Source organism: Legionella antarctica, from assembly GCF_011764505.1.
Lineage (GTDB): Bacteria > Pseudomonadota > Gammaproteobacteria > Legionellales > Legionellaceae > Legionella > Legionella antarctica.
The window spans coordinates 24245-48704 of record NZ_AP022840.1; the positions used below are offsets into that span (position 1 = coordinate 24245).

Below are 24460 nucleotides of genomic sequence, written 5' to 3' on the forward strand. Positions count from 1 at the left end.
AAACTATAGTTTTTTTATCATAGATTTAATCAATCGAAAAAATAGAAATTCCAATACCTACTAATCCCACGATCATCATTGCCTGAAAAAAATCAGCACTATGATGTAATAACTGGTGATTTCCTGTTAACTGCTGGGAGTGTCATGGGCCACGATTACTAGCCCACTAAAGGTCGGGTTTGGCCACGATTAATGGCCCACTCCATGGCCATCTCTGAGTCCCACTTTGAGTAGCAAATAAACAGTGTTAGTTTGGTCATTACCAATAACTAACGGATTTGTTATGAGATGAGGATTAAAACAATGGCAGAAATTAGAGAGGTGCTATATCAGCACAAAAAAGGGATGACTCAACGCAATATTGAAAAGTCTCTAAGCGTTTCACGAATGAGCATACGCAAGTACGTTTCAATGGCCAAGGATTTGGGTTATCAGGAGGATATTTCCAATGATGAGCTCGAAGTTATCGCTTTGCAGATACATAATAAAATCGTTAATACTACAGCCAACAACAGACCCAATAAATCAGAAAAAGAACTTGAGGCGCATCACGAAAAAATAGCATCACTCCTCACTGAGAAGTGGATTACCCATATGCAGATACACCGAATTTTAAGCGATAATGGTCTTGTTAGCAGTCGAAGAAGTCTTAGTCGTTATATTGAACGTCATTTCCCCTCGTTGCCTAAGGCTACGGTACATTTGTTAACAAAGCCTGGGCATGAAGCACAAGTTGACTATGCGTTTGTTGGGTTTATCAATAATAAAAAAACATACGCTTTTATTATGACGTTATCACATAGTCGGTATCGATATGTTGAGTTTGTACATTCTCAAAATCAGCAATCATGGGCGCAAAGCCATATCAATGCCTTTCATTTTTTTGGAGGCGTGCCCAACTGCATTCTTTTAGACAATTTGAAATCGGGAATTATTAAAGCACATATTTATGATCCAACGGTCAATGAAACCTATGCAGAGTTATCTCGCTTTTATGACTTTATAGCCGATCCGGCGAAGGCTCGAACGCCCGAGCACAAGGGGAAGGTTGAGCGTAGTGTTCAATTGGTAAAAGAACAGGTTATCGCGGGGATAACCTATGATGATTTGGCCTCGATGAACGCCTTTGCACGTGATTGGTGCGCTAATAAGGTATCGCACGTCATCTGCAGTACCACTGGTGAAAAGCCAATTGACGTATTTAAAAATGAAGAATTTAATTTATTAAACCCACTGCCAGCAGGCGCTTTTGATATGCCCATTTGGATGGATGCTCAAGTTCATCGTGACCATCATTTTGTTGTTGCTGGTAATTTTTATTCTGTGCCAACGATACATATCGGGACAAAGGTTAAAATTAGAGTTGGCTTGAAGACCGTTCAGGCCTATGTGAATCATGCTTTGATTAAGACCCATATTCGTAACTACGGGCGTGGACAGTGGGAAACGGATCCCAATGACTACCATAATTCTGCAAAGTATTACTTAGAAAATACTGCTGGCGTTTGTATTGAAGCGGCCAAAGCAATTGGTCAGGCAACGGAGGAAATGGTCACAAAGGTACTGGCTGAAGGCTCTAGAACGAGCTTAAGAAAAGCCCAGGCTATCATCCGCTTGGTTGAGGAATACGGTAATGAGCGCCTTGAAAATGCATGTTTACGCGCGATTTTATTTGATAATTATACTCATCAATCATTGAAAAAAATCCTCACGGAAGGCCTGGATAAAAAAGACACGAGAACATTCTCCACTAAGCGCTCGGCCAATCATGAGAACTTTGCCTATATTCGCGCAGCAAGTGATTACAGCTCAACGATGGAGGCTCATTATGAGTGATATCAATATGTTAGAGCTTGCAAAAAAACTACGTTTGACAGGGATCCCAGACACACTGCTAGCAAGAGTAGAACAGGCTCGCGCAGCGTCCCTCTCTTATGAAGAGTTGCTCTCAATGTTGTTTCAGGATGAGGATGAGGCTCGTCAACAAAAATTGCTTGCTGGGCGTGTAAGGCAAGCTCGATTTGAGGAGCCTCAGTGTTTTGAAAATTTTGAACTGGCTCGATATTCAACACAAGTCACACAAGCCATCCGCACCCTGATGACAGGGAAGTTTATCAAAGAAAAAAACCATGTCATCATCATGGGACCTGTTGGCACCGGAAAGACTCACCTGGCTCAAGCCCTGGGTCTAATGGCATGTCAACGACATAAAAAAGTCTGCTTTATAAGAGCGAATGAACTGTTAAATCAGTTCCACCAAGCAAGAGCGGATGAAACATGGACTGCGCTTTTTAAACGTTACTCACGATACGATGTGCTTATTTTAGATGACTTCGGGCTGAAAGCATTATCGCCAGAACAGTCCACTGATCTGTATGATTTAATAGGGGTTTAGGTAAGCAAAATACAGATTTAGCAGGTGGCATATTATGTGAATAATCAACCCCCTCATTACCAGCGCTTAAATATCCGTAAAATGCAGGGCATTATAATTTACATTAAACAGCATGCTTCAACACATCACACACCCATGAGTTTAGGCTCATGCCAGAATGTTTGGCTGCTACATAGGCCTCACGATGGAGCTCTGGAGAAATTCTCAGATTGAATTTCCCTGAAAACGGTTTTTCTGGTTTTTCATTTCGCTCATGACAAAAGTCAATATAATCATCTATTGACTCAACAAATGCCTGTTTTAGCCCATGCGCTGTATCAGCCTGGAACGTAATGACATCTTTGGTATTAATGACTTCGCCAACAAAGAGTTCATTTTCATCATCAAACTCTACATGACCAAGATAACCTTTATAATTTAACATGGCTCTACTCCTGCTTCTTTCAGTAAACGCCTCATTGAAACAACTGCTCCCTTATCGGCCTCTTTTTTAGGATGAGGTCGATGAAAAACAGCCCGAACACCATTCAGCGCTATACGTACTCGTGATCCGCGCCCCTCGGATAATTCAGCGCCCAAGCTAACAAGCAACGACTCGATATCCTTCCAGATAATGCTGGCATTCACTGGCGTTTCAAATATGCTGTGCAGCACTTTTTTATGTTTAGCTTTCATTGGTTAATGATACCATATTATGGTACTATTTCAAGTGGTTCATACGGATATTAAATCACACGTTCTTAAATATCCTCAAAATGATAGGTGCCATAAATTTGAATGTGCTTAAACATTAGCGCGGATATTTTTTGTAAGTGCTCGCTTGGAATATCAAGTCCTTCTGCTCGAAGTTCGTCAACTATCTGTTGTATGTGATGGGTATTCCATACTAAAACAGCATTGGATACCAAACTTAAACAGCTGGCCTTATTCATAATTTCCTCATAATCGCTGGTTTTAAAGGCTCCTCTGTTGAGAAAAAATAATTTTTTGGCCAGATGGTGTCTTGACTCACCATGATTGAGGTGTAAATGAACTGTATAACGAAGATCTTGATCTGCAATATAACGTAAAATATAAATGGATTTAATGATACGTCCCAAAGCTCTTATTGCTTTGGATACATTATCAGTTCGATTGGCTAATTTCTGGATTATTACATGGGCTGGAGCCAGGCCATTCTTTAATGAGGCGACAATACGGACAATTTGATCCCAATATTTACGAATAAGTTCAATATCCACTGTACCATGAAACACTTCATCCAAATCACCATAGCTCATTGCATCATCAATTTTATAAATATTTTGCTCAGCTAAATCCTTAAGCCTTGGATGAAAAGAAAACCCATTTAAATAGAGCAGAGCAAAGAGATGCTCAGTAAAGCCATGTGTGTCCGTGCTATGAAACTCAGGATTGAGCAGAGTATCATTCTCTAATAACCCCGTGAGCACAAAAGAGGCTTCTCTTTCACCAGTTGAAATAACCTGCGTACCAAAGACACCATCTTTTGTCACGTGCGTATAGATAGAAATCGCACGCTCATAATATCCGTAGTATCTTGGATAATAAGAGGAGAGAAAAAACTTTCTCTCAATGGGGTAACGCTCACCATCCGAGGTTGAATAAGAGCCATCCGTCATTTCCGCACTGATTGGATAAGTCAATAAATGATTAATTAATCGACGATTAACCTCTTTGATGCTGTCTTGTCGTAGATAAACATGAGATGCGTTGGTCAGCGCATCAATGCTGATGCCAACAGCGCTGGTTCCCATTCCAAACAGCCCAATATTGGTTGCATGCGCAAGGATTGCCGCAAGCAATGGCTTTAATGGAAATTTAATCGGTTGCGTGTGTGCATAAAAAGGAGTAAATCCTTCCATGCAGCCTGACATTTTGGCGACTTCTGCCAAGAGTTTCTCAATTCTAATGGCAGGCATCCTGGACTGTATTAACTTACGTAATTTGACCACTTCAGGTGGAATAACCAGGGCATCCTCTTTGGTGAAACAAAATTTACCCTCATTAATCGTTACAAAATCATTAGTGGGTAAACTCTTACTGGCATTTGTGGCTACTCGATGATATTCCCCCCGTAGTGTCTCCAGAAGTGTATCAAAATCATTGGGTAGCGCAAGCTTAAGGTACTGTTGTTCTCGCTCGTTTTCCCAGGGCTGCTCACCATAAACCGTGTCCCAAAAATAACGATTATTACGACTTTTTGAAAGATAAACATCACCCGCGCTGATTTTTTTCTTGAGGACGTAATAAAAACCCATTTCCCAGTGATGGGCTTTGATTTCCCCATTCTCATCAAACACCACATCCTTCCACATTTTTGGCAGAAAGTCTGTTGGCACAACAGCAGGAAGTTTTTTAATTTCGCCATTGTGAAGTTGACGAAGAAGCTCAAGGGCCTCCATTAATGAACTTAACCCAACACTTGCGCCAAGCTTTAAGTTTAAAAATCGTTTTGAAAATTTCCTGACATAAGAAAATCGGTTAACGATATGATCGGTAACTCCAGAGGACTCCAGCTTATCGATGGCCTCACAGGCACTGGCTGTTTCAAGCATCGTGTCTTCATTAAACTGGGTCACAAATTCCATGAGGGTTAACTGCCCAACTGATGCTTGGGAATAAGCCTGTTTAATGAACTCACTAGCTGGTTTAAATTTTCCTTTGTTTCGTCTGGATACTTTCTCGCGCTCGGCGGTTACTTCATGGGTAGCGTGTCGATTAATGTCCAAAAATATTCGCTTATATACATAAACAAGGTAATCAAGAATGGTTTTAGCCGTTTCATGCAAAAAACAAATAATGATGGCTTCTTGTTTTAATTTAGAAGCCATATCACGTAGCTGGGCGGCATCATAGTAGCGACCTTTTTGAGCCAGTTCAGTGATGACCTCAGGGTGTATTGCTGACAGATTGCAGTCCAGAATCCCTAACTGTTCAATTTGGTCAAAATAGTCAAGGTACTTATTCATGACCTCGCTATTGGCATTCTGAGGCGATGTTCTAAGTTCCGCTAATTGAGCATAGGCTTCTTTGTGTTTTGGTGTGATTAATTGATACAATTCTTTTCGTTTACCAGGAGCTAAGCTTTCTGCAATACTTCGATGAAATCCCTCAACCGCTTTATTTACTTTTTGGCTTATCAGGCGGCCTAATACTAAGGAGGAAGGCAACTCAACGCGGCTCGCTTTTAAGTGATTAATAGCCAGGGCAATCAGTTGTTTTTTGTCCATGGTTTCTTGGCGTAAGAGAATCACAAGCCACTCCTCTAATCGAAGTTGCGCGGCCTCGTTAAACTCAGTATATCCAAGATAATTACGAATTTTTTCTTGCTGAATATAACTATGTGAGTTTTTATCAAATACAGGAAAAACTGAAAGTGGTTGCCCCAATTGTTTGGCAAGATAACTTAATGCGATAAAAGGTACTGTATCGTCTTTTCCAATAAATCGCCCATAAGCCCTTAAGTGGCAAAGAAGAGCGGCAAATTTAATACTTTGATTTGCGGTTTTGTTAATAAACTGGATATCACTTTCAGTGAGTGTCCAGTCAATAGCTAACTGATCTTCCGTAATCTCAATCGTGGTGTGCATCGATATTTATCCCTGAACGTTCGATATGCTCTGCTAATTTTTCTTTTGATGCTCTCGTGTAAATGGCTGTAGTGTCAATAGATTCATGCCCCATTAACATGGCTAATTCAACAAGACATCCTGGATTAGCCTGCAAAAACTGAACCGCAAAGGTATGACGCAACGTGTGGGCCGTGACGTTAATTCGTGTAATATTAGCCCGGATGGCGAGCCCGGTAATCAGCTGTTGTAAGGCTCTGACTGTTCCTGAAACTCCGCGCTTAGTAGTAAATAATGAATCATCAGCTGCAATAGCATCCCGTGTTTCTAAGTAGCTGGTTAATGCCCTGCGTGCAACTGAATTTAATGGAACCTCTCTGTGCTTTCTACCTTTCCCATCAACAATAGTGACAAAGCCAGAACGTTCTCTAATAACAACGTCTCTGAGTATTAAATTTTTTACTTCTGCCACTCTTAAACCGGCTTGTATCATGAGTTGCACAATGGCATAATTTCTTATTGAAAGGCCATGAGTGGAAAGGCCAGCCGCTCGTAACAAAGCATGAATTTCTTCTTTGTTTAATGCTTGTGGTTTAGTGGTCGTTACTCGCTTCACAAAATGAATGGCTGATGCTGGATCAGCAGAAATCAGTCCGGCCTGCAAAGCCCAAGCATAAAATCGTTTTAATACCTGAATGTGATGGTTAATGGTAGCAGGTTTACGTCGAAGTACTTTGGAGATATATTCTCGATAAGCACGGAGATCATTGGATGTCACTTCAATAAGACCAACATCTTGTTGATAAAAATCCAATACCCATGTAGTGAATACTTTTATTCCTTGAAGATAACTGGTAATTGAGGCAGGAGACAAATCCTGCTTTTCTAGTGCAGTTCTAAATTCATTGAGCAAGTCATCATGATTCATGTGTATGTATTATGTGAATAATCAACCCTGGAGTTAGCATAGCTGTTTGCTTCGCATAATACAACTAAAACGGCTTATATTATTCATATATAACCAGTTATGTGAATAATTTGTAGGGTGGAAACAGGCTGTTTTGGGCTAAAATCTATTTTTTTAGGGAAAGAGAAATGCAACTGAATTCAGAGGGTTAAGGCAAGACCTGCGAAATCTGTAATTTGCTTGCCGAAACCCCTAATAGCAGCTATCCATGTAAACTCTATGCTAATTATAACTACTAACCGTAAAATAGAAGGATGGATGGAGCTATTTTATGATCCGGTTATGGCAAACGCAGCATTAGATCGTATCGTAAATAAAGCTTATCGAATTGTTCTTGATGGGGAGTCATACAGGAAAAAATTTATACCGAAATTTAATTTAGTAGATGACAAGTGAGTTAAAAAAATTTACCCTAAGTGGGCTACTTTGAGTGGCCAGAGGGTGGGCTAGTAATCGTGACCCATGACAGAGGCCAAAGGTCTAATTAAAACAGCTCGTCGTTCAGCCTCTTGCCATAGTTCCTCAGGTAGATGAGAGATCCCAGTATCTATTAGGGGTTCATTTGTTGGTGCATTTTGAATGGGAGAAACAGAACTTAACTGTGCAACTACCTCGTCTCCAGTATTTTTGTTGAGCAAGATAAAAGAAGTTAATGATAAATAAGCCTTAATAATGTGTGGTTGTCCCTTAAACAAAACTTCAGAGCCAATCGATAAATTGATGTCATTTTTCATTGATGTAGAATGTCATGCATTGAAGAGAACTTCTGGTATTTTACTATCTATTGAAGAGGACTTAAACCCCCAAAAGTCATTTTCAATGAATGAGAATTCCTTGTTATGCTTGATCTTCTATTGAAATAGTCTTCTGAAAGTGACAATGCTGAAAAAATTGAGAGTTTAATTCGTCAGCGTTTGCCAGAAAGAAGCTTGCTGGATATTTTAACAAATGGTCATCACCACACAGGCTGGGCATATGAATTTGGTCCAATTACCGGCACAGAAGCGAAATTAGAGAATGCCATTGAAAAATATATTCTAACCAATTTCTGTTATGGCACTGGACTTGGTCCTACCCAAACAGCCAAGCATGTACGATTTGAAATTGAGCCACGTACTTTATCAAGGATTAATAAAAAACATTTTACATTGAACTCATTAACCAAAGCGATTACAAGAGTGGTCAATTGTTTAAATGAGTTTCAGTTATTACGGGCTTGGGGTACTGGCCAGCGCGTTGCAGTTGATGGAACACTTGAAGAAATACACGATGATAATATGATTGCAGAACAACATATCCGCTACGGAAAGAAAGGTGGCATAGCCTACAGGCATATAGCTGATAATTACATTGCTTTATTTTCAACATTTATTCGATGTGGGGTATGGGAAGCCATACACATTATCGATGGTTTACTAAAAAATGCTTCAGAGGTGCAACCAAATATTGTCCACTCAGATACTCAAGGGCAGTCCTTACCAGTCTTTGCTTTTGCTTATTTACTTGGAATTCAGTTAATGCCGAGGATCCGCAATTGGAAAGATTTGAACCTGTATCGAGTTGATAAAAAAACAAAATATATCAATATTGATTCGATGTTTTGTGAGGCTGAAATTGACTGGGAGCTTTTAGAAAAACATTGGAAGGACTTAATGCAGGTCATCATCTCAGTAAAATTAGGAGGAGTATCTTCTTCCTTTATACTGTCCAAGCTTAATTCATACAACAATCAAAATAGGCTGTATAAAGCATTTCAAGAGCTAGGCAAAGTGATTCGTACGATTTTCTTGCTTGATTATGTGTCCAATAAAGAGTTAAGACAAACAATCACAGCAACGACAAATAAAATAGAGTCCTACCATACGCTCGAGGACTGGATTAGATTTGGCTCAAGATATTTAGTGGCATCAAACGATCCTGATGAGATGGAAAAAGCCGTTAAGCATAATGATTTAATCGCCAATTGCATTATGCTGCAAAATGTAATTGATATCTCTGATGTATGTCACGCTTTAATACAGGAGGGTTATACAATTACAGCAGAAGATCTGAGTCATATGAGTCCATACATAACCGAACAAATTAAGCGCTTTGGTGAGTATGTTCTGGATTTAGCGCGTCGCCCCGCAAATCTGTACCTAACAAGGGATAGAACTCTATTTAAAATAGATAGTGAAGTGGCGGAAGTTGCATAAATGGGCTACAATGTAGCTTATAAGGTGATGGAGAGTATTATGACTGCAAATGCGGTTGTTCGAGCTAGAATCGATGGGCATATTAAAGAAGAGGCTTCTGCTGTGTTGGCCTCAATGGGGTTAACGGTATCTGATGCATTTCGTCTCTTATTGACACGTGTGGCGAGTGAAAAGGCTTTACCATTTGAACCTCTAGTACCCAATCAAAAAACAATTGAGGCTATGAAAGAGGCTCGAAGAGGTAAGTTACGCTCATTCAAAAGTATTGATTCTCTAATGGATGATTTAAATGCGGGGGATTGAAAAAACCACTCAATTTAAAAAAGACTACAAACGTGAAAAGAAGGGAAAATATAGAGAGGTTTTAGAAACTCTCTTTGTTAAGGTGTTGGTAGCTCTTGCAAATGATAATGAATTAGCAGAAAAGCACCGCGACCATGCTCTTACTAATAACTGGAGTGATCATCGTGACTGCCACATTAAGCCTGATTTAATTCTTATCTATAGAAAACCAGATATAAATACGTTGCAACTAGTTCGACTTGGTTCGCATAGTGAACTTGGTATTTAGTCTGAAAGCAATTTCTATGACAAAAGGCTATAGCCTATACGCAGTGAGGGTTATAGCCTTTTTTGAAAATGAAGTGACCCATTTGCACACGTATCCTGACTTACCCCGTATCTTCTTATTAGTTTGTCATCATCAGACGAAGATAATCTATCTAAATGTATTGAATGGATTAAGGAGTATGATATTCGTACATTAAATGTGGCGGGTCCTCGTGAATCTAGTTCTGAAGGTATTTATAAAGAAAGTTATAATTTTCTTCTTAGTCTATTACCTGAATTACTTTCTATCAATAAGTTATGTATGTAATATCTTAGGGCTTGAAAGTAGGTTATCACTATTCAAAAAAAATTTTACTACTTAATTTCTCTTATGATGTGAAGTATTGATTTTATATTTAACTCTGCCTCTCGATCAGAGAAGATAAAAACTATTTTTGATTTATTTCTCTATATAATGTTCTTTTAAACCGAAATTGCTCCTATTATCACAACGTGATAGAACCACAAAAAAAACACCATTTATCTGAAAAACTCCTTCTGCTGAATTTCTCTTATGATGTGAGTATTTATTTTATATTTAACCCAGCCACCCCGCCCAACCTTTTGATCGGCTCGGATAAGTATTCCTGCATTATTTAAACGGAACAAAGTGTTTTTAAGAGATTTTTGATTGACATGAGTTAATTTTGATATTGACTCAAGCGTTAGCTCATCAGTTGTGTCTGATTTGTTAATTTTCATGTTTTTGTATAGTGCAATAATTATTGCCCGCTGGTTGCCAACTAATTTTGAAAAGCTAATTTGAGGAATATTTTCCACTTCTGAAACTTGAGCATTACCTGTGTTTGACGCCAAATCATTAACTTTATTGTGAACCAATTGTGAACTGTTATTTGCATTATCATTTAATACTGGGTTCGAATGATTTGGTTGGTCTCCAACCTGAGCTTCCTCATTGGATGTGAACCGAACATGAACCAATTGTGAACCGTTATTTGCATTATCGTTTAATACTGAGTTCGAATGATTTGGTTGGTCTCCATCCTGAGCTTCCTCATTGGATGTGAACCGAACATGAACCAATTGTGAACCGTTATTTGCATTATCGTTTAATACTGAGTTCGAATGATTTGGTTGGTCTCCAGCCTGAGATTCCTCATTGGATGTGAACCGATCATGAACCAATTGTGAACCGTTATTTGCATTATCGTTTAATACTGAGTTCGAATGATTTGGTTGGTCTCCATCCTGAGCTTCCTCATTGGATGTGAACCGATCATGAACCAATTGTGAACTATTGTTTGCATTATCATTTAATGCCGGGTTCGAATGATTTGGTTGGTCTCCAACCTGAGATTCCTCATTGGATGTGAACCGATCATGAACCAATTGTGAACTATTGTTTGCATTATCATTTAATACCGGGTTCGAATGATTTGGTTGGTCTCCAACCTGAGCTTCCTCATTGGTTGTGAACCGATCATGAACCAATTGTGAGCTGTTATTTGCATTATTATTTAATACGGAGTTCGGATGAACTGATGGGTTTTCAACTGGTACTGATTGTTGGATTAGGCTTTGCTCATGAACCAATTGTGAACCGTTATTTGCATTGTTATTGGATACGGAGTTCGGGTGAACTGATGGGTTTTCAGCTGGTACTGATTGTTGGATTAGGCTTTGCTCGTGAACCAATTGTGAACCGTTATCTTTAGTATAAATATCATCAAAAAAATGGCTTGCTTTGGCTGGGCTTTTCACCCTTTTTTCTGGCAGTTTTCTTTCCTGAGTATATAATTCGAACGCTCCCTTTTTTATAGCCATCAGATAGCCTCTAGCTCGTTAGTTAGCAAAAGATCTACGAAGTTAATTTCGTTATTATTAACTCTACCCCATAATTCAGATATCAGATGGTAGTATTCTTCTGCCTGAGAGGAGCCAAGAGCGTATTCTAATATGGTTTGTTTAGACATTAGAGCTTCTTCCCATTTAACAGATTTGCGTATTGGTGTAGTAATCATATAGTCTACATAACGACTCAGATACGTTGCATTTATTTGTTGACTAAGCGAGCTTCTTTCAAGTGCAGTGCTAAACATGATTATTCCTTGGTCTGTTAGCTTCATAACATCTTGAAAGTCCCAAATGTTTTGCATATTAGTCGAAGAAGCATTATACGCAAGAAGGCTGCATCCTAATGGCATAACAACTGATGATGAAACCAAAATGGAATTTTCTACGAGATGATTCCATGTGGGGCTGTTATCAAAGATGATGACATCATATTTAGAGAGGAGCGGTATTAATTTATCTTGGAAGATATATTCACGACGTTTTTCAAAAGACATCCATTTATTTAACTTAACTAAATCGTGTGTTTCAGGTATAAAGTCGAGGGTGGGTAATGACGTGGGGCGAATGATTTCTTCTAAGGGTGTATTTTCAACAAAAAAATGAAATAAGCCTTTTCCTTGTTCAAAATCATCAAGCCTATTAAGCTCTTGTTGAGGAATTATTATATCTGAAACAGAACACTCAGGATCTAATCCTATTAATATAGTATTTATACCATTAAGTGCTAAAGTACGTGCCTCATTATAGCTGGAAGTCGTTTTATACACCCCTCCTTTTTGCATATACTTACATAATCTTTTTTGTTGTGCCGGTGGCTTCAAAAACCCAAATCTTTTTCCGATTTCAGGTAGTTGTTCTAATTCCCATACTCTAGTTGAAACTTTCCCCCTGGCCTCTCTTTTTGCTATTGGTATTTCGCCTCGATCTTCAGCATTATATAATGTCTGAACAGATTTAAAACGATTATCCATTTTAAATAATTTACGTATGTCCGAGTTAGTCCAGCTTATTTGTTCCATTATTTGTGCCTTGTATGTTTATTTGGTTTTTATACGGTTACTACATACAATTACATACTCGTTTATGTAGGTCAATGATAAAGTAGTTAAAACATATAAAAAAAATTTTATATATGTAAAAGGCGTTTTTGTGTGCCTATTGTGAACCATTAAGCATCTTCCAATGTGAACCAATTGTGAACCTATACTCAGGGATTATTTAGCTTGAATTTGGAATTGAATTTCCTGCTTATTTAATTTGATTGTGAACCATTTAGCATCTTTTGTTGTGAACCAATTAAGAACCGATTACCATGGCTCCATATATGCGTATATTTTAATTAAACAAAGGCTAATACCATTATTTTGTGAACTGTTTGTGAACTATTATTCTAGCTTGCCCTGCGTTAATTGTGAACCATTAAAGTAACATATTCGTGAACCGTTTATGAACCATTGTTAGTGGAAAATATAAAATACATTTAGGAAAATTGCTTGGTGCTATGTGAACCAATAGTGAACCATTTTATAAGTATTCATGTGAACCAATTGTGAACCAACAAAACATAAAAAAATGCTATATTTCAACTGGTTATATAAAAAAAGGGGGTTGACGGGTTAAGTAATAAACGATAACTTTCTATTGATGATTTAAAAAAGGCAAAAAAAAAGCCCGTTGACGCGGGCTTTCCGGTTAATGCTAAAATATAACCTAGACAATTATATCTTAGCGTTAAGTAATTGATTAGTCAACAATTAGCTAGTGCTAAGGATATTGTACGCATGCAAGAAAGTGCGTTAGTGATGGATTGCATTGAGTTCATCGAAAAATCAACAGACACAAACTACAGCTCTCGCAGGGCAGGGGTGGTGCGTCAGGGTAACTGGTGCGGACACGATCCTGAGTCCCCGCGTTTTTTTCAAAAGCCACAGGAACATAAGGATCGCCCCAAAATTATTACCTGGGCGATTGACGCCTGGCGGCGTTACTACGGTTTACCCACATCTTATTTTAAAGAAATCCGTATGCGCCGCAATTCAACGCGCCAGCAGCGCTCTGAGGCACGTGAAGCTTTGGCAAGTATTGCTCAGGTTTTATTACATTACACGGAACTTGCAAGTCTTCGGGTAGGTGTGCCTCATGCCAGTGAAGGATTCCGCTCTCTTACCATTGAATTTCTTGCCGATAAGGCAGGGATTGGTTTAAAGCGCGCACAACGCGCCATTAAATTACTGGTTCGTGCAGGCTATTTAAAAATGATCGAGCGTTTTGATGTCAAAGTGGATGCGGGTAAAGAGCGCTTTATTGGTCTTGCTGCCGTGAAATGCCTTACCCCAGCCTTTTTCAAAGCCTGTAACATTAACTTGCAGGCGCTATCCGCCCAACGAGCTCTTGCGCGTAAACGGCTTAATAAGAAGCGAAGCACCTTTATTGCCAATGCTCAGGAGTATCAGGCTGCCGCACGTAATATTCTTGATTTTATAGCCCCCAAAGGGAATTCTAAAACCCATATTGATGTAATGAAAGACATGCTTAAGGGTGAGCAGAAAACAAAAGAGCGGTTGCGAGAAAAAGAACGCAGACGAAGAGAATCCCTTGAGCGTCGCCACAAATTGCGGGAATAGGCGCTGCAACCTACTTCAATACCATTACCTTTGTTATTAGAGATGCCCCTCTATACCCCCAACACCACTAAAATGCCTCACAACCCCTAATTTTTATCATTATCTATAATTAGAGAGGGAAAAGAACGTTGATTACCTGGAAAAGATGTGAGTTACATGGAATAAACTCCCATTTTTAATAAAACTCACTGTATATATTTTGTCATAATGAAATTTAAGTGTCTTACAGAATAGCTTTTAAGTGTCCGTTCTTACTTATAGTCCCCTTTAAACCTTCTTGAATATTATCCACAAGGATGTTCTGTGGATAATTAATAATAAGGAATTCGCTACGCTCATAAATAATTTAACCTTATTAACTTTAAAGGAATTGGCCTACGGCCAATAATCAAATAAAAAAACAAACAAAGCAATAATTAAAAATCGATTGCCTCATCACCCATCACTCAGTCGCAATAAAAGATAACTCCGCATTTATTTAAGAACAATGACTACTCACTCGCTTTGCTCGCTCCGTTCCTCATTGTTCTTAAATAAATACTACATTATTTTTATTTTTGCGACTGAGCGATGAATGACGAGGCACAAATCTAAATCTTTCTTTTAATCTGCTTTAAATGAATTCGCTTCGCTCATACTGTTAAATGCTCTTAAGCTCAGAAATCAAAGGCAGGTGGTCATATTTAAAACATATCTTTATTCACATTTTTAGGTGATCGCTCTTGGCCTGGTGTGTACGTAGACCATGTTTTCGGTCAACATTAGTTCCCATTTGCTTAATGTAGTTGTCATTATCATCCCGAAACACTGGTTTTCAGGTTTAAATCCACTGTAGATGTAATTTATACGTATTTATTGTGATTTGTATCAACTGGTTAAAGTTAGGTTATGCATCAAAATATAATTATTCAATTCATTGTGAGCAAATAAAGTCCTATAATCTTGACCGAAAACATGGTCTACGTACACACCAGGCCGAGTAACATATTTTTTAATTTGTGAACTATCGCATTTATCTAACATAAATTTAATCAGCTTTAGTGTACTTTCTTTATCGTCCCATAAAATTTTAGGTAAAAATGGATTTCTACGGCCGTAATTAAATAAAAACGCATCTAAGGCCTGGTGTGTACGTCGAGGCTGTTTTCGGTCAAGATTGTAGAAAATTATTAATTCAATGTGATCTTAACCATTAAATTTTGTATGTTAATCGGTCTTTATTTATTGCTTGAAATCTTTATAAACAACATCAGGTGATAAATTAACCCAAAAAAACCGCCTTTGAGCACGGTAATGACAACTACATAAGCCAAATTGGGAACTAATCTTGACCTAAAACAGCCTCGACGTACACACCAGGCCTATTACAAAACCCAACGGCCTTTTTGTTTGATTGCATCATGCATTGCATCCGGTGCTAAATCAATTTCACCAGGCCAAGTGAGTACTCCATATTCAAGATGAGCCTTATTAAAAAGGTCTTTATCTTGAAGTACTGCAAATACACCTGCTTTATCACTCATGATCAATTTAACCATTTCAACAAACCCATGCGTTCCGTCATTGAATTCAACTTCAAGCTCATAATTGGGCAGTGGTGTGACTTTCGTTAGTCTCCAAGGAGCGGTACAAACTATTCCAGGGGCGATATTTTCTTTGGCGACTGATTGTTTTCGCATAATGTCCAATCCTCAAATAATTCAGCACGGTGCTGAAAAGCCCATTCTAATACTAAAGCCAATGCCCTGCGGGGCATAGAGCCTCGAACCACTTCAAGTGTATGAATATCAATAAGAACTTCATATTCAGCATATAAGGCATGAAAATGAGGAGGTGCATGATCACCCCAAAACATTTGAATCAGTATTCCATAAAATGCACTAATTGTTGGCATTTACTCGTTGTCCTCTATTCTCAAAACTCATATCTAGTATAATGCAGCAAGAAAGCAATATCAAGAATGGTTATTGAGAATCCATGGATCCAATAAACATAGTGATATCACTAAGCCAAGTAAGTATGCTCAAAAACGAACGTTTTCAATAATAGGTATCCAAGTAATTAATGTATAGCCCTAATCGAATAAACCTGTTATCTGATCAAGAAATTGAAGCCATTTATGCTATCCCTGAATTTAATAAAGCTGAACGAGAGTTGTATTTTTCAATAACGGATGAGGAAATGCTCATCGTCAAAAAATATCGCACTACGAAGGCACAGATTTATTTTATTCGATTGCTTGGCTATTTTAAGGCCAAGCAACAGTTTTATAAATTTAATTTAGGCCAAGATAATAACTCACAATTTATTTTAGGAAAATATTTCGGGGAACGCCTACTGGGACTTACAGGTCAAATCGATTTTAAAACTTATCAAAAACAAAAAACTGATATTCTCTTGTTGTTTGGCTTTAAAGATTGGCAGCCAATGCATGAGTCCAAAATTCAGCTTCATTTAAGTGAGTTGATCAAACTTTACCCTAAAGGACATGATGCTCTACGACAATTATTAAACTACTTTAGTAGTCAACAGATTGTTTTACCTTCGTATCGCACCATACAGGATATGTTTACCAATGCATATTCAATGGAAGATGCTCGACTTGATGAACTTATTTCAGTTATTCCAGAATCAAAAAAAGAACAACTGTCGGTTTTAATCAATAAAGAGGATGGGATAACTCCATTGAATGTAATACGGTTGGATCAGAAGAATTTTAAATATAAGGCTATCAAGGCTGAGGTAGATAAGGCATTGGGACTTGTCGAATTATATGATTTTGCAAAAAACTTCCTCCCAAGACTCAAAATATCCAAGAATTCTATTCGCTATTATGCTGATTTAGCGGAACAATACGCTGCTTCTAGGCTCAGACGTTTAAGTAAGCCACAACAATGGCTTCAAGCTCTGTGTTTTGTATATCATCGTTATCAACAAATTATGGATCACTTAATTACCAGCTTTATATATCACACCAGAGGTATAATGAATGAGGGTAAAATATATGCTGAAAAGGCAATGACTGAGCATAGTTCTGGTTTAGTTGTTGACTTACCAAAATTGGCTCGATTTCTAAAATGGTTTCCAAATCGCAAGCAGAATTTAACCCATGATGAGCTAAACCACCAAGCTTATAATATTTTACCAGAGGAACAGTTCCCTGCCCTTGCACAATTTTTGGAAGGCAGTGTATTTGATAAAAAAGCAGCTAAATGGGCATTTTATCTGGAATCATCAAGGCAAATTGCATTGTATCTCCGGCCTATTATGTTAGCAGTACCGCTCGTATTTTATAAAAAAGACAGCGATATTATGAAGCTTATCGATTTACTCAAAAAACATTATGGTGCTGATAAAAGTCCATCATCATTTAAGCTGACAAGGATTTGGAGGACACCATCTCTAAAACAATGATTCTTTACTTGAAAGAAAATCCAACTGATGAACAGGTAGATCCCCATTTATTTGAATTTTTTGTCTATCAAAAAATGTATCGTCGTTTAGATAAAGGACTGCTCTGTTGCAATGAAAGTGTCTCTTATTGTGACATAGACCATGATTTAATTGATGATGCGTTAGTGGATGATGTAGAAAAAATAGCCCATGAATTTGGTTATCCAAATATTCCAATCTATTGCAGTGAGCACTTAGATGAAGTGCTTAACGTACTGGATAACACGTGGGATAGGGCAACAAAACGCATTAGTCTTGGCGAAAATCCTGGATTTCTGATAAAAGAAACTAAATCTGGTGAGCAAGAGTGGAGTCTAGGCTACGATAGCCTGGATAAGCTAGATGATGCTTTTTTTAAGACCCTCACACAAGTAGAAATCCCTGATATTACTATGCATATTGGTAATCACGTTGATATGTGGCGTGCATTTACCCACATGAAAACCCGTTATCATAAAAAAAGAAAGCCTGTTCCTTTGGTTGTTAATGCGTGCGTACTGTCCGATGCCTTTGGTATTGGTGAGGAAAAAATGGCTGATATGTCAGATCTTAGCCATAATCTTTTGCGATCAACTCATGAAGATTTCATTCGTGTGGATACCTTATGCCCTGCGAATGATATAGCAAGCAATCTACTCCATTCATTGCCTATTTTTAAACAATGGAATTTAATGGATTTACAATTATTAGCTGATGCAGACGGACAAAAGCTTCCAACTAGTGAAAGTACAATTCAGTCAAGATATTCAAAAAAATTTCTTGGCAAAGAACCAGGGCTTTCTGTGTACACATTAATTGCTAATTTTGTTGCTGTGAATGCCAAGAATATTGGGCCTAATGAGTATGAAGGACACTGTCTCTATGATGTAATCTTTGGCAATAAGACAGACATTGATATTGACATGGTGACTGGAGACAACCACTCTTTAAATCAACTCAATTTTGTTATACTGGATTCAATAGATATTGAATATGTTCCAAGTATAAAAAATGTTAAAGAAGCGACAAATGACTTGTTTTCGGTTAAATCAGTTGATAACTACACTGGAATTATTCGTCCTAGTGGGATCATTGATAAAAGCCTGATTCAAGCTGAGGAAAGAGGGATATTACGGGTTTTACTCTCCTTACTTCTGCAGGAAAATACTCAGAGCATCATCGTTAAAAAAATAAATTCTTCTGCTCGGTATGGAAGATTAAAAAAAGCACTTTTTGAGTACAATAAAATATTAAAAAGTACGCATGTATTAAATTTAATAGATAACATGGCGCTTAGGAAGGCCATACGTGCGGCAAGAAATCGGACAGAGGCTTATCACCAATTGCAAGGTCTCATTAGGAAAGTTTATCGTGGGGTCTTTAAGGGAAAGAAAATTGTTAACAATCGAGTCAGCGCACATGCAGTAAGACTTGTTGCAAACTGCATCATTGCCTACAACGGTATTATTTTGAATACTATTTATGAAAAAATGCTTAAAGAAGGGGTTAGCCAAGACATTATTGATGAGTTTATTAGAATATCACCTATTGCTTGGGCGCATATTGCCTTTACCGGAAAGTACAGTTTTAAAAAAAGTAATGGTGATATTAATATTGCAGCAATGGTTGAGGAACTGGAAAAACATTTAAAACAGCATTTTTGGAAAGTTACTTAAGTAACGCGTGCATTTTTAACTATTTGCTATAAAATTGCACGGATTGTTGGGCCTAATCTTGAAATCCCACTTTTTGTCAGTTCTTCCACAGGACCCCTATCCGGTCACTCGAGAAATGAATACGGCGACTTTTGATTTTCCCGCTGCAATTCATCCTTTAGCATTGAATCGAAAAAAATAGTTTTCCAATAGAATCGTATGCTTACCTTCCATTTGAAGGTGCAGTATCACATGGAGCATTTACAACTTGATTTGTTCAATCTATGATTATTGAACCAATAATCAAAAAAAGAGGCGTCTATGCCTAGAGGTGGAAAAAGACAGGGGGCAGGAAGGCCTAAAGGATATGGTAAATTTGGTTTTGAATCCACGAAACAAATTCGTATTCCAGTTTCGCGTCTCTCGGACATTAAAGCCTCATTAGAGCAGCAGAAACCGTTTAGTTCCTTGCCCTTGTATTCGAGCAAAGTGCAGGCAGGATTTCCATCGCCTGCAGATGATTATATTGAACGTTATCTGGATTTAAATGCGGAATATATTAAACATCCTTCGGCTACTTTTTTGGTGACCGCAACCGGCGATTCTATGGTTGATGCGGGCATATACTCTGGTGATGTCCTGATTGTTGATAAAAGTTTAGAGGCAGTTGATGGAAAAATTGTTATTGCGGCAGTTAACGGTGAATTAACGGTAAAACGATTATCACGAAAAAAGGGGAGGGTGCAATTGCTGCCTGCCAATTCCAAATACAAGCCTATTGATATAACTGATGAGCAGGATGTAGTGATTTGGGGGGTTGTAACCCTTGTTTTACATGAGCCTATCTAATCATGTATGCCTTAATTGATTGTAATAATTTCTATGCATCATGTGAGCGTTTGTTTCGCCCAGACTTGCGCGATAAACCGATTATTGTTTTATCAAATAACGATGGATGTGTGATTGCTCGCTCTAATGAATCCAAGGCTCTGGGAATTGCTATGGGAGAGCCTTTTTTTAAAATTAAAGCACTATGTAAACACCATCAGGTTTTTGTTTTCTCCTCTAATTACACTTTGTATGGTGACTTATCACATCGCGTGATGACAACGATTGAAGAGGCGTGGCCACATTGTGAGATTTATTCCATTGATGAAGCGTTTCTTGATTTAAGTACCATGCCTGTTAATCAACATGATGCCTTTTGTGTTGCACTGCAAAAAAAGATTTTAAAGGAAACTGGTATTCCCACATCTGTTGGGATTGGCCAAACAAAAACACTGGCAAAGATTGCTAATCATTGTTGCAAAAAAGTCTTTAAGACTCCTGTTTTCAATGTGAGCGCTCAACGAGAATTTATTCTAAAACAAATAGCAGTAGGGGATGTATGGGGGATAGGGCGGCAATGGAGTAAAAAACTAATCAACCGAGGTATACATACCGCTTTTGATTTAGCCTCTACCAATGCTCATCTGCTAAAAAAACAATTTAATGTGGTGATGATGCGCACCGCGATGGAGTTACAAGGAATCCCTTGTGGCGGACTTGAAGAGGCACAACCAAAGCAAAGCATTATGTCTTCCAAAAGTTTTGGACAGATGCAAACCCAGTACTCAAGTGTTGCGCAATCCTTAAGCAGTCATTGTGCGCGGGCAGTGGAGAAATTAAGACAACAGCAATTAGTTGCCCAACGCATGTATGTTTTTGTTCATACCAATAGGTTTCGAGAGGATTTGGCACAGCACTTTCAATCCATTGAAGTGAACTTTATCAACCCCACAGATGATTTGCGTATCATCACCAGATTTGCAAAAAAATGTTTGGGTCGTATTTTTAAACCCGGTTATCACTATAAAAAAGCAGGGGTGTGTTTAGAGGATTTGATTCCGAAAGACCCAAGACAGCTGGATATGTTTCATCAGCCCAGTGATGAGACTTTAGAAAAGACAGAACAATTAATGTCACTCTTTGATAAAATTAATCAAAAATTTGGTCGCAGCACCATTCGCCTGGCGGCAGAGGGCTACTCCAAACCCTGGGCGATGCGAGCCGAGCTTAAATCACCAGCCTATACTACGCGATGGTCTGATTTACCTGTAGTGATTCTTGCCCCTTACTAAATGTTCTATCGGGTCACTGGTATCTTATGTCTCATAATCGTCGCTTATTTGAGACTCTATGCATGTACTTATAATTTTTTTTCTAAATTATTGTCTCAGTCTAAATATAATATAAACTTAATAAAAGTAGAGAGCACTGAGATCTCATCGGGTATCCTCTTCATTTTGTTACATAGAGACATTGTTGTTGTGTTAACTATCTAATTGAAATCAAGGTTCAAATTAGATTAGAGTTAATAGCTTAGTTGGAGCGTGCTGATAATCCATCATGAATATTGGTGCTCTATAAAGGATTGATTAAATATACAGGAGTTATATGATGCAAATTAATAATTTACTAAACCCTGAACAAAACATATCTAATTTATCTAATAAATCAGAAAAATTAAGTAAGAACCAACCATCGGCCACCCCGATAGAAACTACGGCCAAGCAAACAATCAATCAATATGACGTACACCATATGACACCTAACGAGTTAGAGGAATTAATTACTGAGCTTCGAGAATCAGGTCAAATTTCAGAAAAAGAGTCCATGATGTTGACCATAGATCGCTTTAGTATACTAAGTTCTGGAGGTGTTTCAAAAGACACAAAAATTGATATGACCGCTTTTTTTGAGGAACAGATTGATATCATGAAAACAAACCCAGGAACTAAAGGGGTCGAATATCTAGAGCGGTCATTGGATATTCTAAGAGCTGTCGAGGCGAGACATGGCAGTGACATACCTCGCTCAGTTTAGGATTTTTGGTTACTTATTAATTATTGTATATACAGCTTCGCCATCAACGTGTTGTGGGGGTAATCTTTGGATGTGATTTGTAAAGAAAATTCCCCATTCCCATAGCCTGCACAATCCCAGACACGCCGATATCCGACTAAGGACTCTCCTCGGCCGCAGGTTCCTACAGAACCATCGCGCTTTTTGCATAGTCTGTCTTTTCTAACCAGGGATGTTTCTGGCAATACTCGACCACTCATTATAACAATCGGATCTGTTCCAAACCCTATTTCGACAGTTGATATCAATAATTCAGATCCGCCATGGTGTTTTTTTGTTTGAAATTGGTCTTTCTGTATTTCTTCACCATTTGGTACGGTACTTGAAACCACAAGTTCAATATAGAGAGAGGCTAACGATAACGACTTCAATGTATCGTCAATGGAGTTTTTTGCAGTGTCGGTTGCGGTGAGTTGCTCAAAAGGGAGGTTATCATTAGTATATTGGGTTGGATTATTTGCCCAGGTTAATGGTGCAAAGCAGAAAAAAACAAAAAAGAACACGACCCTATTTTTCATATCCAACTCCTTGATAATTAAGCAAATAGTATTATTCGTGCGCATTATACCATATATAAGTGGTCTAATTTATTCGTTGTGAATAATATTTGTCTTTTCTTTAGATGATAAATGAGGTTGAAATAAAATTGCTGGTAGCTCCATATGTAAACAATAGAAATAAAATTGGAGGCTTGTTATGAGAGCGACAGCCATTAAACTGGCTGCCGAAGGATACTCGAAACCTTGGGCAATACGCCGCTGGATTGAACTCCCTATTGTTACCAATCGAACTTGATAGTTTAAGTAATTAGTGCCGCGTTTTAATAAAGACACTATAATGCTCTAATCATTTAAGTATTGTTTATCTGAGTATATCTATGATTGAAGTATCTGTGCAGGAAGTCTCAGAACATCCCGATTATCAAGTATTAAACCGAATTTCCACTTCGCTAGCTCATCGAGTAGCCACCGATCCCAAACAATTTATTGCTACTATTATTGATTTAGAAACGATGGGGCTTAATGCTACCCAACATGAAATACTTGAAATTGGAATGCTGAGCTTTTCTTTCTCGACAGGCGATGGAATTATAGCCATTGTTGATTCGTACAATGAACTTAACGATCCAGGTAAACCTATTCCGGCAGAAGTAATAAAAGTAACGGGTATCACTGATGCAGATGTAAAGGGAAAAGCAATTGATTGGAACCATGTAGCTCAAACCTTAAAAAAAACGCACCTTATTATTTGTCATAACAGTGGATTTGATCGCAATTTTTTAGAATTACAAACTCCAGAAGCTATTTCTACCCTAATAAAAACGTTACCTTTTGCCTGTACTATTCGTGATATTGATTGGAAGGATAAGGGGATTGAAAGTTCTAAACTGGATTACATCAATTGGAAATTAGGCTTTTTCTATGAGGGGCATCGGGCGTTAAATGACTGCTGGGCAACCCTTAATCCTTTAATTCAATGTGAAGGAACTTTTGAGGAATTAAAAGTAAACGTTCGTAAGAAAGAAACGCTAATTTGTGCAGTTAACGCACCATTCGATAAGAAGGATTTGTTAAAAGGCCGAAACTATCGATGGTCTGATGGTACTGATAAGCTCCCCAAAAGTTGGTGGATTAGTTTGTCTAATGAATTATTGACTGATGAAAAACTATGGCTTGATGAAGAAATTTATGGTGTATCTGGTGCGAGTAATTCAATTCCTCAAATTGAGATAACCGCACGAAAAAGATACTCATTCAGAGCACAATGTATAGAATAATTTCAATCCAATCGGATTGAGTTAAACACGGTATCCTTTAAAAGATTTTTAGTGAAATTTTGCCAGTCAATAGGTGTATTGGTTACACCTCATCCCCATGGATAGCTGTAACGGCTCGCGTTTATAAACACATCAGCCCGCAATCATCGCATTTAATTTGGGTCAAATTTGAGCCCTGTTTGCGGGTTGAGTGTTTTATGATTGCGAGCCTTTACATCTATACCTATCATTGACATTCACTTTGACAATCTGCTGACATAGACTTAGAAAAGTGACAATTGGATCTAGCGATAAGATTTCTATCACGTAAACGAACGTTTTTCTTGTAGGAGGAGCATGGCGATAAACCATTATTGTGAGCCCAAGTGCAAATAATGTGAGCCAGGAAATTTTTAAAAGTCATTTAATGTGAGCCGAAATTTTCGGATAGAGTCAATTAATGTGAGTCCATTTGTTCCACACGACCCCTAATAAACAGTTTAAGGTATAAAAAAGAA

The 24460-nt window shown here is 38.1% G+C and carries 24 protein-coding genes; 14 read left to right on the top strand and 10 right to left on the bottom strand.

The window, feature by feature from the left end:
• The first annotated feature begins 288 nt into the window (after positions 1 to 288).
• Both istA and HRS36_RS17745 read left to right on the top strand, forming a co-directional pair.
• Entirely contained in the window at positions 289 to 1836 is a 1548-nt protein-coding gene (gene istA / locus HRS36_RS17740; protein ID WP_173235442.1) for an IS21 family transposase, read from the top strand.
• Positions 1829 to 2395, top strand: coding sequence for an ATP-binding protein (locus tag HRS36_RS17745; protein ID WP_173238599.1), 567 nt, complete (start codon positions 1829 to 1831; stop codon positions 2393 to 2395). Before istA ends, HRS36_RS17745 begins: the two co-directional genes overlap by 8 nt.
• Positions 2396 to 2498: 103 nt before the next feature.
• Here HRS36_RS17745 and HRS36_RS17750 read toward each other — a convergent pair whose 3' ends face one another.
• The 4 genes from HRS36_RS17750 to HRS36_RS17765 form a co-directional block, all read right to left on the bottom strand.
• Positions 2499 to 2819: a type II toxin-antitoxin system HicB family antitoxin gene (locus HRS36_RS17750; RefSeq protein WP_133137737.1), complete on the bottom strand. Its 321-nt coding sequence runs from the start codon at positions 2817 to 2819 to the stop codon at positions 2499 to 2501.
• Positions 2813 to 3070, bottom strand: a complete 258-nt coding sequence (locus tag HRS36_RS17755) for a type II toxin-antitoxin system HicA family toxin (RefSeq protein ID WP_173238596.1) — start codon at positions 3068 to 3070, stop codon at positions 2813 to 2815. Before HRS36_RS17755 ends, HRS36_RS17750 begins: the two co-directional genes overlap by 7 nt.
• A gap of 65 nt (positions 3071 to 3135) precedes the next feature.
• Positions 3136 to 6006: a Tn3 family transposase gene (locus tag HRS36_RS17760; RefSeq protein ID WP_173238595.1), complete on the bottom strand. Its 2871-nt coding sequence runs from the start codon at positions 6004 to 6006 to the stop codon at positions 3136 to 3138.
• Positions 5990 to 6913 carry a tyrosine-type recombinase/integrase gene (locus tag HRS36_RS17765; protein ID WP_173238594.1) on the bottom strand — a complete coding sequence of 308 codons (924 nt, stop codon included), beginning with the start codon at positions 6911 to 6913 and terminating at the stop codon, positions 5990 to 5992. Before HRS36_RS17765 ends, HRS36_RS17760 begins: the two co-directional genes overlap by 17 nt.
• A 258-nt stretch (positions 6914 to 7171) precedes the next feature.
• Between HRS36_RS17765 and HRS36_RS17770 the strand changes: the two genes are divergently transcribed.
• The gene (locus HRS36_RS17770; protein ID WP_173238103.1) at positions 7172 to 7348 is read left to right on the top strand and encodes an ATP-binding protein; all 177 of its coding nucleotides are present in this window, start codon (positions 7172 to 7174) and stop codon (positions 7346 to 7348) included.
• 50 nt (positions 7349 to 7398) lie between these two features.
• On the opposite strand, the gene HRS36_RS17775 is transcribed toward HRS36_RS17770, so the two are convergent.
• Positions 7399 to 7686, bottom strand: a complete 288-nt coding sequence (locus HRS36_RS17775; RefSeq protein ID WP_173238600.1) for a hypothetical protein — start codon at positions 7684 to 7686, stop codon at positions 7399 to 7401.
• Positions 7687 to 7866: 180 nt separating this feature from the next.
• Between HRS36_RS17775 and HRS36_RS17780 the strand changes: the two genes are divergently transcribed.
• The 4 genes from HRS36_RS17780 to HRS36_RS17795 all read left to right on the top strand — a co-directional run bounded on the left by HRS36_RS17780 (position 7867) and on the right by HRS36_RS17795 (position 10024).
• A complete protein-coding gene (locus HRS36_RS17780; protein WP_173238601.1) occupies positions 7867 to 9147 on the top strand; it encodes a Tn3 family transposase in 1281 nt (426 codons plus the stop codon).
• A 39-nt stretch (positions 9148 to 9186) separates the two neighbouring features.
• Positions 9187 to 9450 carry a type II toxin-antitoxin system RelB/DinJ family antitoxin gene (locus HRS36_RS17785; protein WP_006871683.1) on the top strand — a complete coding sequence of 88 codons (264 nt, stop codon included), beginning with the start codon at positions 9187 to 9189 and terminating at the stop codon, positions 9448 to 9450.
• Complete coding sequence (locus HRS36_RS17790) at positions 9437 to 9718, top strand: type II toxin-antitoxin system YafQ family toxin (protein WP_173238602.1); 282 nt, start codon at positions 9437 to 9439, stop codon at positions 9716 to 9718. Before HRS36_RS17785 ends, HRS36_RS17790 begins: the two co-directional genes overlap by 14 nt.
• A gap of 117 nt (positions 9719 to 9835) precedes the next feature.
• On the top strand, positions 9836 to 10024 hold the full coding sequence (locus HRS36_RS17795; protein WP_173238691.1) for a YpsA SLOG family protein: 189 nt from the start codon (positions 9836 to 9838) through the stop codon (positions 10022 to 10024).
• Between the two features lie 212 nt (positions 10025 to 10236).
• Here the strand turns inward: HRS36_RS17795 and HRS36_RS17800 are convergent, their stop codons facing one another.
• Both HRS36_RS17800 and HRS36_RS17805 read right to left on the bottom strand, forming a co-directional pair.
• Positions 10237 to 11541, bottom strand: coding sequence for a hypothetical protein (locus HRS36_RS17800; RefSeq protein WP_173238603.1), 1305 nt, complete (start codon positions 11539 to 11541; stop codon positions 10237 to 10239).
• Positions 11541 to 12590 carry a ParA family protein gene (locus HRS36_RS17805; protein WP_173238604.1) on the bottom strand — a complete coding sequence of 350 codons (1050 nt, stop codon included), beginning with the start codon at positions 12588 to 12590 and terminating at the stop codon, positions 11541 to 11543. The genes HRS36_RS17800 and HRS36_RS17805 overlap by 1 nt, the downstream gene beginning before the upstream one ends.
• A gap of 762 nt (positions 12591 to 13352) precedes the next feature.
• Between HRS36_RS17805 and HRS36_RS17810 the strand changes: the two genes are divergently transcribed.
• The gene (locus HRS36_RS17810; RefSeq protein WP_226905666.1) at positions 13353 to 14195 is read left to right on the top strand and encodes a hypothetical protein; all 843 of its coding nucleotides are present in this window, start codon (positions 13353 to 13355) and stop codon (positions 14193 to 14195) included.
• A 1364-nt stretch (positions 14196 to 15559) separates the two neighbouring features.
• Here the strand turns inward: HRS36_RS17810 and HRS36_RS17815 are convergent.
• Positions 15560 to 15874 carry a DUF2442 domain-containing protein gene (locus tag HRS36_RS17815; protein ID WP_173235448.1) on the bottom strand — a complete coding sequence of 105 codons (315 nt, stop codon included), beginning with the start codon at positions 15872 to 15874 and terminating at the stop codon, positions 15560 to 15562.
• Complete coding sequence (locus HRS36_RS17820; RefSeq protein ID WP_173235446.1) at positions 15829 to 16089, bottom strand: DUF4160 domain-containing protein; 261 nt, start codon at positions 16087 to 16089, stop codon at positions 15829 to 15831. The genes HRS36_RS17815 and HRS36_RS17820 overlap by 46 nt, the downstream gene beginning before the upstream one ends.
• A 170-nt stretch (positions 16090 to 16259) precedes the next feature.
• On the opposite strand from HRS36_RS17820, the gene HRS36_RS18775 reads away from it, so the two are divergent.
• The 5 genes from HRS36_RS18775 (at position 16260) to HRS36_RS17840 (ending at position 22147) form a co-directional block, all read left to right on the top strand.
• Positions 16260 to 17609, top strand: a complete 1350-nt coding sequence (locus HRS36_RS18775) for a DUF4158 domain-containing protein (RefSeq protein WP_226905520.1) — start codon at positions 16260 to 16262, stop codon at positions 17607 to 17609.
• An 8-nt stretch (positions 17610 to 17617) separates the two neighbouring features.
• On the top strand, positions 17618 to 19303 hold the full coding sequence (locus tag HRS36_RS18780; protein ID WP_226905519.1) for a Tn3 family transposase: 1686 nt from the start codon (positions 17618 to 17620) through the stop codon (positions 19301 to 19303).
• Between the two features lie 300 nt (positions 19304 to 19603).
• Positions 19604 to 20131, top strand: a complete 528-nt coding sequence (locus HRS36_RS17830) for a LexA family protein (protein WP_173238606.1) — start codon at positions 19604 to 19606, stop codon at positions 20129 to 20131.
• A gap of 2 nt (positions 20132 to 20133) precedes the next feature.
• Positions 20134 to 21402, top strand: a complete 1269-nt coding sequence (locus HRS36_RS17835) for a Y-family DNA polymerase (protein WP_173238607.1) — start codon at positions 20134 to 20136, stop codon at positions 21400 to 21402.
• A 316-nt stretch (positions 21403 to 21718) separates the two neighbouring features.
• On the top strand, positions 21719 to 22147 hold the full coding sequence (locus tag HRS36_RS17840) for a hypothetical protein (RefSeq protein ID WP_173238608.1): 429 nt from the start codon (positions 21719 to 21721) through the stop codon (positions 22145 to 22147).
• Positions 22148 to 22167: 20 nt separating this feature from the next.
• Here HRS36_RS17840 and HRS36_RS17845 read toward each other — a convergent pair whose 3' ends face one another.
• Positions 22168 to 22704: a DUF4879 domain-containing protein gene (locus HRS36_RS17845; RefSeq protein WP_173238609.1), complete on the bottom strand. Its 537-nt coding sequence runs from the start codon at positions 22702 to 22704 to the stop codon at positions 22168 to 22170.
• Positions 22705 to 23063: 359 nt separating this feature from the next.
• Here HRS36_RS17845 and HRS36_RS17850 point away from each other — a divergent pair, with 359 nt between their 5' ends.
• Entirely contained in the window at positions 23064 to 23963 is a 900-nt protein-coding gene (locus HRS36_RS17850) for a 3'-5' exonuclease (protein WP_173238610.1), read from the top strand.
• The last annotated feature ends 497 nt before the right edge of the window (positions 23964 to 24460 follow it).